The organism is Microcoleus sp. Pol12B5 (genome assembly GCF_036701335.1).
GTDB lineage: Bacteria > Cyanobacteriota > Cyanobacteriia > Cyanobacteriales > Microcoleaceae > Microcoleus.
Genome location: NZ_JAUBQQ010000031.1, coordinates 1 through 12691, shown reverse-complemented (window position 1 = coordinate 12691; position 12691 = coordinate 1). Strand labels below are relative to the sequence as shown.

Genomic DNA, 12691 nt, shown 5'->3' with positions numbered 1-12691 from the left:
GTTGCGCTCTCTGCGTGTATATTTGTCAAAAAGTACCGGGAGTATTAAAAAATGACAACCATGCGGATCGGGCTATTGTTCGGGGGGCGATCGGGCGAACACGAAGTCTCAATTAGTTCGGCGCGGGCGATCGCCCGTGCCCTCGCTGCGGAGGAAAATGCCTCTAAATACGAAGTTCTGCCCTTTTACATCCAAAAAAACGGCCGCTGGCTGTCGGGAACATTACCTCAACAAGTCTTAGCCACCGGAAAACCTCTGGAAATAGAGGAACAAACAGCACAAAACGACTCGCCCGCTGGACAGTTTCCTAATTTTAATGCCGTAGATGTTTGGTTCCCTGTTTTGCACGGACCAAACGGTGAAGACGGTACGGTGCAAGGGTTACTGAAATTAATGCAAGTTCCTTTTGTCGGTTCCGGCGTTTTAGGTTCGGCGCTGGGAATGGATAAAATTGCCATGAAAATGGCTTTTGCTCAGGCTGGTTTGCCACAGGTAAAATACATCGCTGTCAACCGTTCCGAAATCTGGTCTAATCCTTGCGTTTTCCCCAAACTGTGCGACAAAATTGAAGCAAGTTTGGGCTATCCTTGCTTTGTCAAACCTGCGAATTTGGGATCGTCTGTGGGAATTTCTAAAGCTCGCTCGCGCGCTGAATTAGAAGCAGCACTCGACAGCGCCGCCAGCTACGACAGGCGGATAATTGTCGAAGCGGGTGTGGTTGCTAGAGAATTAGAATGTGCAGTTTTAGGCAACGATAATCCCCAAGCTTCAACGGTGGGAGAAATTACTTTTCAAAGCGATTTCTACGACTACGAAACAAAATATACCCAGGGACAAGCCGACTGCTCAATCCCGGCAAAAGTCAGCGGTGCGATTATCTCGCAAATCCAAGAAATGGCAGTGCAAGCATTTTTGGCTATAGACGCGGCAGGTTTAGCGCGAGTAGACTTTTTCTACATTGAATCAACCGGAGAAGTTTTGATTAACGAAATCAACACTTTCCCCGGCTTTACAGCTACCAGTATGTATCCGCAAATGTGGGCAGCGGACGGCATTTCTTTTCCGGAATTAGTAGACCGTTTAATTCAATTAGCTATTGAACGGCACGGGGAAAAAGGTTGAATCGCGCCCTGCCAACTGCTGCCTTGCCAACAGCAAAAAATATTTTTTTCGCAGGTGATATATCCATATCAGCGCAAACGGTATAACATGGTTGTGGCAGGCAGTGCCTGCCAGCAACCCAATTTCCGCTGCGGGTCGAGCAACTGGGAATTTTCAGCAGTCGGGTATAAATAAATGCACTATAAAATGGTTAACGGAGAACGGCAAATAGCAGTGTCCATCTCGCATCTTGCATCTCAAATTTTAACTCGGTTAACTTAGATGAGACGTTTCACTCAACTGCCGCAGTGGTGGACTTACGGACTGGTATTTCCCCTAGCGGTACTCAACTGCTGGTTAGCCCTCCTAGTCTTTGAATATTTTCGCGCCCTGATTACAGTTTTGGTAGTGGCTACAGTGCTGTCTTTTTTGCTAGATTATCCAGTGCGCTTTCTGCACAGATACGGCTTGAAGCGCGATCGAGCAGTTTTGTCGGTATTGTTTTTGACTTTACTGCTATTGGTGGTTTTAGGTATCACTCTGGCCCCGATTCTGCTCAACCAAATCACTGAACTCGCCACCCGACTGCCGACTTGGATAGTTTCTGGCACCGAACAGATTGAAGCATTCCACAATTGGGCGGAAAATCGCAATCTCCGCATTGATGTTAGCGGTTTGACAACCCAATTGAGCGATCGACTCTCATTTCAATTGCAGTCTCTCACTGGCGAAATTCTCAGATTTGGTTTGGGTGCTGCAGACAGTCTGTTGAATTTCCTCCTCACAATAGTCGTGACATTCTACTTGCTCTTGCACGGCGATCGCGTATGGGAAGGATTGTTTAAATGGTTTCCTTCCAAGCTGAGCCTTCAATTGCGAGAGTTGCTGGCGCGAAGCTTCCACAACTACTTCGTCGGGCAAGCAACTTTGGCGGGTTTGATGGGACTGTCTATCACTGTTGCTTTTTTAATTATGCGAGTTCCCTTCGGACTTCTGTTCGGTTTGGGTGTGGGTGTCATGACTATGATTCCCTTCGGTGCACCTTTCAGTATTTGCATTGTCAGTTTGCTGATCACATTAAACAACTTTTGGCTCGGCGTCACAGTTTTAGCTGTCGCTACAGTAATTGAGCAAATAATTGAAAGCGGGGTTGCTCCTCGGTTATTAGGCGGTTTTATCGGTCTCAATCCTGTGTGGATTTTAGTGGCACTGCTGGTGGGGGTTAAGGTGGCAGGAGTAGCAGGTTTGTTAGTTGCTGTGCCGATGGCTGGTTTTATTAAGAATACTGTTGATGTTTTGGAAAGTTCGAGGAACAAGTCGAGGGAAATCGATTCGGTTAGTTCCATTGAACCTATGGAGCAATAAAGTTCCTCCATAGGTTCCAATTTTAGATTTGAAGAGAGTTTTTGCAAGCAATTTTGACTGAGGTTTAGTTGGTACTTTAGCTTGCGGCTTTAGAGGTTTTTTACTTCCTGCTTTTGGGTGAGGCTTTCGGGTGCTTTAGCTGCTACCCTTCCTGGATGCAGGCCGGGTCAAAAATCCAGTTTCTACGTTAACGTCGATCGCTCACAACCAAGATTTTTCCGAGAATCCTGGTTTTTTTGAGTGCAGGATTGTTGTTGACTTCGGATATCAATCCTGTGAAAACTTTACGGGAAATGCGGAATATGCAAGCTTGCTACCGTAGTTTGTATTATCGCACTCAGACAGTAATTCGCCAGTGCAGACCCAGTTCGATCGCACTCAAAAGCTGGAATCAACACTTTGCTTACTACTGTCCGGTTTATACCCCACCTGGTAGGGTAAACCCCACCAGTCAAACAGACATCACAAATGCTTGAATTAAAATTAAAGCTCCTTTACTTCTAACTTAATTACAGTAGGTGCTAAAAATGCAAAACCATAATTATAACTCTCGCTCTAACTGCCATCAAATCAATACTATGTCAACCAAAAATATGCCTGCTACCACTGTGACTTCTCGCCGTTTTGCTTTACCGAAAAAACTGGCTTTTTTATCCCTTATTTTACTCGGCTCCACCGCAACTGTTGGGTGCAACGCCCTAACTTCTCAAGTTCCTGGAAGTTCTAACGCCATTCAAGCTGAACCTTCAAGTACAGCGCCTATCTCAGCATTGCCTGCGAATATATTACCCTCTCAAGACTCTAATTTTGTCACTAAAGTTGTTCAGGAAGTCGGCCCGGCAGTGGTGCGGATCAATTCGTCTCGCACGGTGACGAACCCAGTTCCAGATGAGATACCCGAGCAATTCCGCCGCTTCTTCGGTTCAGAATCTCCCATTCAACCGGGAAATCGGGTAGAACGGGGTTCCGGTTCGGGTTTTGTTTTTGGTTCTGATGGTCGCATTTTGACTAACGCTCACGTCGTTAACGGGGCGGATACGGTGACGGTAAAACTGAAGGATGGCCGCGAATTTGTCGGCAAAGTTTTAGGCGTAGATACAGTTACTGATGTGGCTGTTGTTAAAATAGAAGCTAACAATTTGCCTGTGGTGAGTTTGGGCAAATCTGAAGAGTTACAGCCGGGAGAATGGGCGATCGCGATCGGTAATCCCCTCGGTTTGGACAATACTGTGACTGTGGGAATTATTAGCGCTACAGGCCGTTCTAGCGCCGATGTCGGCGTTCCCGACAAGCGCGTCAGCTTTATTCAAACCGACGCTGCGATCAATCCCGGCAATTCCGGCGGCCCGCTGCTGAACCAGCGCGGTCAAGTTATCGGCATGAATACGGCGATTATTCAAGGCGCTCAAGGATTGGGTTTTGCTATTCCGATCGATCGAGCACAACAAATTGCCGACCAATTAGTAACAGCAGGAAAAGCCGAACATCCTTATCTCGGCGTTCGGATGTTAAGCATTACTCCGGAAATCAAGAGAGAATTTAATCAAAATCCCAACACCAAATTGAGGCTGACTGAAGATAAAGGCGTGTTAGTTTTGGGGGTTGCGAAAAATTCTCCCGCGGCACAAGCTGGAGTTCGCCTTGCCGATGTCATCAAGAAAATCAACGGTAAAGAAGTCAGCGATGCTGGCAGCGTACAAGAAATTGTTGAGAAAAGTACAGTGGGCAGCGATCTGCAGCTTGAATTAAGCCGCGGCGGACAACCTGTCACTGTGGCGGTGAAAGCGGGTGCTTTTCCAGCGAATCAGCAGCAGTAGAATTGTTGATTGAAACTTATATCTTGCACGCAGAAGCAAGAGTCCGGCAGGGCTTTAAACCCCTGCCTCAAAGTATCAGTCCTATGAAAGAGGACTGATACTAAGCTACTGTCAATAAATAGGCAGTAATTATTAGTCGGTTTTAACCGGATTGTGCTTTAATACCGTTTCAACCCCCGTCGGGATGTCGGGGGTACTCGTTATTGTAAGTTACTATAATTTATATGGGTTATTAAGAGGTAGAAAAATGGCTAACATTAATCGGAGGCGTACTGAAAATATTAACGGTAACTTTTATGTAGACAGTACCTGCATTGACTGCGATACTTGTCGGTGGATGGCACCTGAAGTATTTGGTCAAGCGGGAGAACAGTCTGCGGTTTACCACCAGCCAACTAATGAAACTGAAGAAATGCGATCGCTCGCGGCTCTCTTGTCTTGTCCCACAAGTTCGATCGGCACTGTAGAAAAACCCAAAAGCATCAAACAAGCCCAGCAACTGTTACCCGCACTCGTAGCAGAAAATGTCTATCACTGCGGCTACCACTCAGAGAAATCCTACGCCGCAGCCAGCTATTTAATTGTCCGCCCAGAAGGAAATATTTTAGTTGATTCTCCCCGTTTTGTGCCCCCGCTAGTCAAAAACATAGAAGCAATGGGCGGCATTCGCTATATGTACTTGACTCATCGCGACGATGTGGCAGATCATCAACAATACCACGACCATTTTGGGTGCGATCGCATTCTCCATGCTGACGAAATTAACGCGGGTACTCGCAGCGTAGAAATTAAATTGTCGGGCAGTGAACCGCATCAAATCGCAGATGATTTGTTGATTATTTCTGTACCTGGTCACACGAAAGGTCACACTGTTTTGCTTTACAATAACAAGTTTTTGTTCACCGGCGATCATCTTGCTTGGTCGGAAAGTTTGCAGCAGCTAGTTGGCTTTCGCGAAGTCTGTTGGTATTCTTGGCCAGAACAAATCAAATCTATGCAGAATTTGGCTAATTACTCGTTTGAATGGGTGTTGCCGGGACACGGCCGCAGGTATAATGCCGATCGAGAAACAATGCACGAGCAAATGCAACAGTGTATTGCTTGGATGGTCGATGCTTAATAGTTTAAACCCCCTTTTCTACGAGGCGGTTGAAACCAATCCTACACACACTTTCGCCGCCAACCACGAAAAAGAAGTCATCGCCGCTGTTGGAAGAATCGACTAACCAGTTGTAGCGGCTGGTGTGATTAGCCCCCAGCGTTCTACCGGAATTCGCAACTTTCTGGCGAGGGCGGGTTCTAGTGCATAATCATTCATACCGTAGATGTCGGGACTTATCGGATGTCGATCGGCTTTAACGTCTACAGATAAGGTGGGATTGGCTGTTTGGGCGATCGGCGTTTTGAGGTAAGCTGCTGTTGCTACCACCCCTAAAGCAGCCAAAACACCTAAAAATAATAGGATAATCCAACGCGGTTTATTTTCGTGAGCCACTCACAAAAATCGTCTTTTCATTTTTTATTTTACCTAAAAAATTTTAGATTGTATTACATTGTTTTCGGCGCGTTTATCTAGATTTATCAGCAATTCTACATTTAAATTTAACTTGTGGGGCGGGCTAGAAGCCCAACCCCTACTCCCCACAATAGTATGTGTGTAAGATGCCCATTGTGCACCCGGAGAGACTTATTTAACCTTGACTGTAAGCCTCCATTGGCAAACAAGAACAGACAAAATTACGATCGCCAAACGCATTATCTATCCGCCCCACCGCCGGCCAAAACTTATGTTCGCGAGTCCAAGGTGCCGGATAAGCCGCTTGCGCGCGAGTATAAGGACGATTCCACTCATCAACCATCAGAGATTCTGCGGTATGCGGCGCATTTTTCAATACGTTATTTTGCGCGTCAACATTACCTTTTTCAATTTCCGCAATTTCAGATCGAATTGCAATCATTGCATCGCAAAAACGGTCTAATTCCTGCTTCGATTCGCTTTCGGTAGGTTCCACCATTACCGTACCAGCGACCGGCCAAGAAACCGTCGGCGCGTGATAGCCGTAATCCATCAACCGTTTAGCGATATCTTCAACTTCAATAGCCGCAGATTTTTTGAGCGATCGCAAATCTAGAATACACTCGTGCGCCACTAAACCCGCTTTCCCTTTGTACAAAACCGGATAATAAGATTCTAAGCGTTTGGCCATGTAATTAGCATTAAGAATTGCTACTTTTGTTGCCTCAGTTAAACCCACTCCTCCCATCATCCGAATGTACATCCAAGAAATAGGCAAAATGCTAGCACTTCCCCAAGGCGCTGCGGAAACAGCACCAACTGATGTTTGTTGACTGTTGACTGTTGACTGTTGACTGTTAAGAATAGAATGACTGGGCAAAAATTCTACTAAATGAGACATTACCCCAATCGGCCCCATTCCCGGCCCGCCGCCGCCGTGGGGAATACAGAAAGTTTTGTGCAGATTCAAGTGACAAACATCAGCACCAAAATCACCGGGGCGGCACAAACCAACTTGAGCATTCATATTGGCGCCGTCCATATAAACTTGTCCGCCGCAGTTGTGAACAATCTCACAAATCTCTTTAATTTCTTCCTCAAAAACGCCGTGGGTTGATGGATATGTCACCATCAAAGCTGCCAGTTCATTTTTGTGTTTTTCTGCTTTTTTATGTAAGTCAGCAACATCAATATTGCCTTGAGAATCGCACTCCACTGGAACTACTTTCATCCCCGCCATTACCGCGCTAGCCGGATTTGTACCGTGGGCTGACTGGGGAATCAAACAGAGATTTCGGTGAGATTCGCCTCGGTGTTCGTGGTATTGACGAATAACTAACAAACCCGCGTATTCCCCTTGGGAACCTGCGTTTGGCTGCAAAGAAATTCCCGCAAAACCTGTGATTTCCGCCAGCGACTGTTCTAGCTGCACGAACATCATTTGATAGCCGCGAGTTTGATCGCGGGGTGCAAAGGGATGTATCTTACCAAATTCCGCCCAAGTCACCGGCATCATCTCTGCTGTTGCATTCAATTTCATTGTGCAAGAACCCAATGGAATCATCGATGTATTTAGCGATAAATCCTTGGCTTCTAAACGGTGCAAATAGCGCAAAAGTTCAGTTTCTGAATGGTAGCTGTTGAAAACTGGATGGGCAAGATAGCTGCTGGTGCGATCGCAAAAATCTGGTAATGTCAAATAGCCACTCAATGCGTCGGCATCCAGCGGAATGTTGAGAGCTTTCTGCCCGTCTGCCCTGATATAATCTTTATTCTTTGCAAAAATTTCCCACAACTCTTGCACATCTTCAACGCTGACAGTTTCATCTAAAGTGATTCCCACTGTCGAATCATCGAAAACTCGGAGATTAATTTTGCGAACTTTAACAGCTTCTAGAAGTTCTGACAGGGGTTTGTCTCCCAATTCTACCCGCAAAGTATCGAAGAAAGGTTGAGAACCAATTTTGTATCCGAAACTTCTTAAACCGGATGCCAAAAGTGCCGTTAAACTCCATACTTTCTCAGCAATGTCTTTCAGTCCAGACGGGCCGTGATAAACAGCATACATACTCGCCATCACTGCCAGCAAAACTTGAGCAGTACAAATATTGCTGGTTGCTTTTTCGCGGCGGATGTGCTGTTCGCGAGTTTGCAAGGCCAAACGTAAAGCAGATTTGCCGTTGGCATCTTTAGAAACGCCAACTATTCTCCCCGGAACTTGCCGTTTAAACTCTTCTCGCGTGGCGAAATAGGCTGCGTGGGGCCCTCCGAATCCCATCGGCACTCCGAAGCGCTGAGTGCTTCCTACGGCTATATCCGCGCCGAATTCGCCGGGGGGTGTGAGCAAGCAAAGGCTCAAAATGTCGGCGGCGACTGTGACTAATGCGCCGACTTCGTGTGCCGATCGAATAAAATCGGTATAGTCGTAAATTGCGCCGTCTGTGGCGGGGTATTGCAGGAGAGCGCCGAAGATTGTACGATCGAACTCAAAGCTTTGATGGTCCCCGACAATTACCTCAATTCCCAGCGGCTTAGCGCGAGTTTGCACAACTTCAATAGTTTGAGGGTGGCAATCTTGGGAAACAAAAAACGCTTTTGCCTTATTTTTGCTGGCGCCGTAACTCACCGCCATCGCTTCCGCCGCTGCTGTCCCTTCATCTAGCAAAGAAGCGTTGGCAATTTCCAAACCCGTGAGATCAATTATCATGGTTTGGAAGTTCAGTAAAGCTTCCAATCGCCCTTGAGCAATTTCGGCTTGGTAGGGAGTGTAAGCTGTATACCAGCCGGGATTTTCTAGAATATTCCGCTGAATGACCGGGGGTGTGATGCAGTCGTGATATCCAGTGCCGATGTACGATCGAAATACCTGATTTTTTGCAGCAATTTCTTTCAATTCTGCCAAAGCGCTGTACTCGCTTTGCGCTGCGGGAAGTTGTAAGGGTTGAGAAATACGAATCGCCGCTGGAACCGTTTTGTCAATCAACTCATCGAGGCTTGAAATGCCCAAAACATTGAGCATTTGCTGGATTTCGCTGGGTGTCGGGCCAATGTGCCGGCCCGCAAAACCACCGATGGGAACAAGGTTTTGCTGCTGGTTGGGTTCAAGTTGAGGGCTGTAGAGTACCAAGGCGGATTCTCCTGAATAGACTTTTGCTTCTTTGTTTGTAACATTTTGCTAAGAAAACAAGGAAGATTTTCTGCGTCTATCAAAGTCCGACAGTCCGACAGGGGTTGAAACCCCTGTCTCATAGCTAAAGTCGTCTTCAGACGACTTTAGATTAAGCCTCACTTATCGGAACTCCTGGCCCAACTGCTTGGTATTTCAGTCGTCTTTAGACGACTTGTGCTATTAGCCAGGGGTTTCAACCCCTGGCGGATGGTGGAGGAATCAACGAGTCCTAGCCCCAAATTCCAACTCCAAACCCAAAACTCATAACTACTCGCCTTCCACCATTTTGCGATACTCCGGGGCCGAGAAAGCGTCGTCTGCTTCGCTGGGATTGTCAACGCGCACTTTCAGCAGCCACCCAGCGCCATAGGGGTCTTCGGCCAAATTTTCGGGAGACTCTATAATCTCATCATTCCGTTCTACAACTGTACCGGTAACTGGTGCTTTCAAGTCTTCAACCGCTTTCACTGACTCGACTGTACCGAAAGCTTCGCCCTTTTCCAACCCTGCACCCACTTCGGGCAAATCTAGAAACACGATATCGCCGAGTTGGTCAACTGCAAAAGCACTAATGCCGATGGTGGCAATTTCGCCTTCGAGTCGGATGTATTCGTGGGTGTCTAGGTATTTCAAGTCATCGGGGTATGTTAGTGCCATGTCTTTTCTCGCAATAAAAAAGTATCAAGTAAATCTTAGTGAACTATGGGCATTTATTGATGACTAAGTGGAACAAAAAAAATATTAAACGCTTGATTTTTGGAGAATTTTCTGTCAAAAGACTGATGCGCTCTATAATTTTTATTTACGCATTTCTGTGTTTTTACGGTTTCTTTTTTTCAGAACGACTAATTTTTCAACCTCCGCCATCTAGCGAGAGTGATAGCAGGGAAGTTATTCAAGTTAGCTCAGCTAATGGCGTGAAAATTTCTGCTGTTCATTTTCCTAACCCGCAAGCTAAATATACCATACTTTACAGTCACGGGAATGCGGAAGACTTGGGCGGGATTTTGTGGCTACTCAGAGAGATTCGAGATAACGGGTTTGCTGTGTTTGCCTATGATTATCAAGGTTACGGCACGAGTCAGGGAAATCCTTCTGAGGATAATACTTATTGTGATATTGATGCTGCTTACAATTATTTAACCCAACAGTTGGGAGTACCTGCAAAGCAAATTATTCTTTACGGGCGTTCTGTGGGGGGTGGGCCGGCAATTGATTTGGCTTCGCGGCAAAAAGTCGGCGGTTTGGTGGTTGAAAGTTCCTTTGTTTCTGCTTTTCGGGTGTTGACGCGGATTCCGATTTTACCCTTTGACAAGTTTGTGAATATTGATAAAATTGGCAAAGTGCGATCGCCTGTTTTGGTGATTCATGGTAAGGCTGATGAGGTTGTGCATTTTTGGCATGGAGAGCAGTTGTTTGCCACCGCCAACGAGCCGAAAGTGAATTTTTGGGTTGATGGGGCCGGTCATAATGATTTGATGGATGTGGCGGGCGATCGCTATGCTGCAACTTTGCGAAATTTTGCTAAGCTAGTAGATGAATCTTCTCGACAAAGATGAGCAACGGGCTAGAAGCCCGTTCCACAATAACACATACACTTCACTTTTTTTTCTGTCGTTGTTCCTAGTCGGCCCCTGAATTAAGGCTTGCCTACTTAATTTAAATCGGGCGGTTTGGCGATCGATAAAATGGTTTTTTCACTACACTAGCCGGATAGTTTTTACCGCGAATTTCGACTTCTAATTTCTGACCGATTTTCGCTAATTTTGCGGGAACAAATGCGAGGGCTACTGGCTGATTCAATGTAGGCGATAATGTACCGCTAGTAACTTCTCCTACTGTTTCGCCTTCAAATATTACCGGATAGCCGTGGCGTGCAATGTGCCGCCCCTGCATTTCTAACCCTACCAACCGCTTTGATACTCCACTCGCTTTCTGCTGTTCCAAAACCTCGCGACCAATAAAATTGCCTTTGGTGTCCAGGTGAACTACCCAACCCAATCCAGCCTCTAAAGGCGTGATATTGTCGTCTATATCTTGACCGTAAAGAGCCATTGCTGCTTCTAAACGCAAGGTATCTCTCGCGCCCAAACCGCAAGGAACAACGCGAGCAGCTAACAATTTTTGCCACAGTTCTTTTCCTACTTCGGCATCCACCATGATTTCAAACCCATCTTCGCCGGTGTAACCAGTTCTGGCGATAAAGCTCGGCTGTCCCAATAGATTTGTTTCTAAGTGGCAGAATGCCTTAATTGGTGCGAGGCTGTCTTCCACAAAAGGCTGGAGATAATTAACAGCTTCCGGGCCTTGAATTGCTATTAAAACTTTATCTTCGGAGAGGTCTGTAAAACTGAGTTCGCTCAATTCTAAGTGCGTGGTTATCCATGCTTTGTCGGCGATGCGAGTGGCGGCGTTGACAATGATTACTGCACGTTCTTCGCTAGTGATAGCGTCGGGTTCTTGGCAGTAGAAAATAATGTCGTCTAAGATGCAGCCTTTGGCATTTAGCAAGACTGTATATTGAGCTTGACCGGGTTGCAAGCGGCTCAAGTCTGAGGGTACTAAGGATTGAAATTTTTCTCTTACTTGTTTCCCTCTCAAACCAAATTTTCCCATGTGGGAAATGTCGAACATTCCTGCTTGCTGGCGTACTGCTTGGTGTTCGCTGCTGATGCCTGCGTACTGTACTGCCATCTCCCACCCGGAAAACGGCACCATTCGGCCTTTGAGTTCTAATGATAGGTCGTACAGAGGCGTGCGGGCAAGTTGGCTCGGACTCTCTGGATTGCTGGGTTCAGTTGACTTTGCCACAGGTAGCGCTTTGGTTGCGGGTAGACTGTTTTGATTTTACGGGAAAATTGGTTTTCGCGGTGTGTAGCCCGATCGAATTTAAGGACACGGCTATGCTGTTTCGGTACAAGTCGCGATCAAATTTAAGCACGCGGTGGTAATGTTTAGGTACAAATTAGGATACGGCAGTGCCGTTTCCCTACTGTAATGTTTATGGAGAATAGCGGGCTCGAACCGCTGACCCCTACAATGCCATTGTAGTGCTCTACCAACTGAGCTAATTCCCCTTTCTTTTCGTGCTCTCAATCATGCCTTAACTGACCAATATTTGTCAAGCTTTTTGGGGAAATTAGTTTTGAGCCTTCGGCTGGCAAGGCTTTCGGCTTTTTTTCCACAAAACTCTCCTCGCTTCTGGACAATGGTCAATCGCCTACTATCATTTAGTAAGTGTGTTGGGATATTTCGGTTAAATGGCTCAAACAAGACCCCATGAGAAAGTAGACGACTAGCAGAGCGGCGGCTGAGACCGCAACTAGGGTGCCGGCTAGCATTAGTGAAAATTCCCGTTGCGCGATCGCCTCTTGCATCAAGTGCAAAGACCAGGCAACGAGGGCAACGTCAATTATTAAAATAGGAACCAGCATAAGTTACGATTTGTAACAGCTCACCTATTGTAACAAAACTTTTGGTTAAGTGCAGATAAGCTCAGACGTATTTAACTATTGCTGTGAAACCCGAAGGGAGCAGCGGAAAGCCGCTGAGAAAAAGTTATAGCTTTTCTTGATAATTACAATATGCAAAGTTAATGAGAGCTAGCTCAGCCTTAGAGGTGCGTTTTTGACTCTTGAGCGATCGATTAACCCTCTTTTGTCACTCTAGGCAGAAGAAAAGTGCAAATAAGGGATATTGAGGTTTTGAAAAATTGAACGAGTT

The 12691-nt window shown here is 46.3% G+C and carries 11 protein-coding genes and 1 tRNA gene; 6 read left to right on the top strand and 6 right to left on the bottom strand.

Annotated features, from left to right (window positions below; translation table 11 throughout):
* The first annotated feature begins 51 nt into the window (after nt 1–51).
* The 5 genes from QUA24_RS15225 (at nt 52) to QUA24_RS15205 (ending at nt 5403) form a co-directional block, all read left to right on the top strand.
* Complete coding sequence (locus tag QUA24_RS15225) at nt 52–1122, top strand: D-alanine--D-alanine ligase family protein (protein WP_333230599.1); 1071 nt, start codon at nt 52–54, stop codon at nt 1120–1122.
* A gap of 261 nt (nt 1123–1383) precedes the next feature.
* On the top strand, nt 1384–2466 hold the full coding sequence (locus QUA24_RS15220) for an AI-2E family transporter (RefSeq protein WP_333212058.1): 1083 nt from the start codon (nt 1384–1386) through the stop codon (nt 2464–2466).
* A gap of 236 nt (nt 2467–2702) precedes the next feature.
* Nucleotides 2703–2942, top strand: a complete 240-nt coding sequence (locus QUA24_RS15215) for a hypothetical protein (protein WP_333230598.1) — start codon at nt 2703–2705, stop codon at nt 2940–2942.
* A 102-nt stretch (nt 2943–3044) separates the two neighbouring features.
* A complete protein-coding gene (locus QUA24_RS15210) occupies nt 3045–4283 on the top strand; it encodes an HhoA/HhoB/HtrA family serine endopeptidase (RefSeq protein ID WP_445242618.1) in 1239 nt (412 codons plus the stop codon).
* A gap of 247 nt (nt 4284–4530) precedes the next feature.
* The gene (locus QUA24_RS15205; RefSeq protein ID WP_333230596.1) at nt 4531–5403 is read left to right on the top strand and encodes an MBL fold metallo-hydrolase; all 873 of its coding nucleotides are present in this window, start codon (nt 4531–4533) and stop codon (nt 5401–5403) included.
* A 102-nt stretch (nt 5404–5505) separates the two neighbouring features.
* On the opposite strand, the gene QUA24_RS15200 is transcribed toward QUA24_RS15205, so the two are convergent.
* From QUA24_RS15200 to gcvH, 3 genes are all read right to left on the bottom strand, one after another.
* The gene (locus tag QUA24_RS15200; protein WP_333230595.1) at nt 5506–5778 is read right to left on the bottom strand and encodes a hypothetical protein; all 273 of its coding nucleotides are present in this window, start codon (nt 5776–5778) and stop codon (nt 5506–5508) included.
* Nucleotides 5779–5974: 196 nt separating this feature from the next.
* A complete protein-coding gene (gene gcvP / locus QUA24_RS15195) occupies nt 5975–8926 on the bottom strand; it encodes an aminomethyl-transferring glycine dehydrogenase (RefSeq protein ID WP_333230594.1) in 2952 nt (983 codons plus the stop codon).
* Nucleotides 8927–9235: 309 nt separating this feature from the next.
* Nucleotides 9236–9625 carry a glycine cleavage system protein GcvH gene (gene gcvH, locus QUA24_RS15190; RefSeq protein ID WP_333085720.1) on the bottom strand — a complete coding sequence of 130 codons (390 nt, stop codon included), beginning with the start codon at nt 9623–9625 and terminating at the stop codon, nt 9236–9238.
* Nucleotides 9626–9684: 59 nt separating this feature from the next.
* Here gcvH and QUA24_RS15185 point away from each other — a divergent pair, with 59 nt between their 5' ends.
* A complete protein-coding gene (locus QUA24_RS15185; protein WP_333230593.1) occupies nt 9685–10527 on the top strand; it encodes an alpha/beta hydrolase in 843 nt (280 codons plus the stop codon).
* Nucleotides 10528–10627: 100 nt separating this feature from the next.
* Here QUA24_RS15185 and gcvT read toward each other — a convergent pair whose 3' ends face one another.
* The 3 genes from gcvT to QUA24_RS15170 form a co-directional block, all read right to left on the bottom strand.
* Nucleotides 10628–11779 (bottom strand): glycine cleavage system aminomethyltransferase GcvT, encoded by a 1152-nt coding sequence (gcvT, locus tag QUA24_RS15180; protein ID WP_333230592.1) that lies wholly within the window; start codon nt 11777–11779, stop codon nt 10628–10630.
* Between the two features lie 193 nt (nt 11780–11972).
* Nucleotides 11973–12045, bottom strand: a tRNA-Ala gene (locus QUA24_RS15175).
* Nucleotides 12046–12198: 153 nt separating this feature from the next.
* Nucleotides 12199–12402 carry a hypothetical protein gene (locus QUA24_RS15170; RefSeq protein WP_333085722.1) on the bottom strand — a complete coding sequence of 68 codons (204 nt, stop codon included), beginning with the start codon at nt 12400–12402 and terminating at the stop codon, nt 12199–12201.
* Nucleotides 12403–12691: the final 289 nt, after the last annotated feature.

Bases quoted from the DNA above. Each gene is read 5' to 3' on its own strand.
- QUA24_RS15225 (WP_333230599.1), top strand. From the start codon at position 52: ATGACAACCATGCGGATCGGGCTATTGTTCGGGGGGCGATCGGGCGAA.
- QUA24_RS15220 (WP_333212058.1), top strand. From the start codon at position 1,384: ATGAGACGTTTCACTCAACTGCCGCAGTGGTGGACTTACGGACTGGTA.
- QUA24_RS15210 (WP_445242618.1), top strand. From the start codon at position 3,045: ATGTCAACCAAAAATATGCCTGCTACCACTGTGACTTCTCGCCGTTTT.
- QUA24_RS15205 (WP_333230596.1), top strand. From the start codon at position 4,531: ATGGCTAACATTAATCGGAGGCGTACTGAAAATATTAACGGTAACTTT.
- gcvH (WP_333085720.1), bottom strand. From the start codon at position 9,625: ATGGCACTAACATACCCCGATGACTTGAAATACCTAGACACCCACGAA.
- QUA24_RS15185 (WP_333230593.1), top strand. From the start codon at position 9,685: ATGACTAAGTGGAACAAAAAAAATATTAAACGCTTGATTTTTGGAGAA.
- QUA24_RS15170 (WP_333085722.1), bottom strand. From the start codon at position 12,402: ATGCTGGTTCCTATTTTAATAATTGACGTTGCCCTCGTTGCCTGGTCT.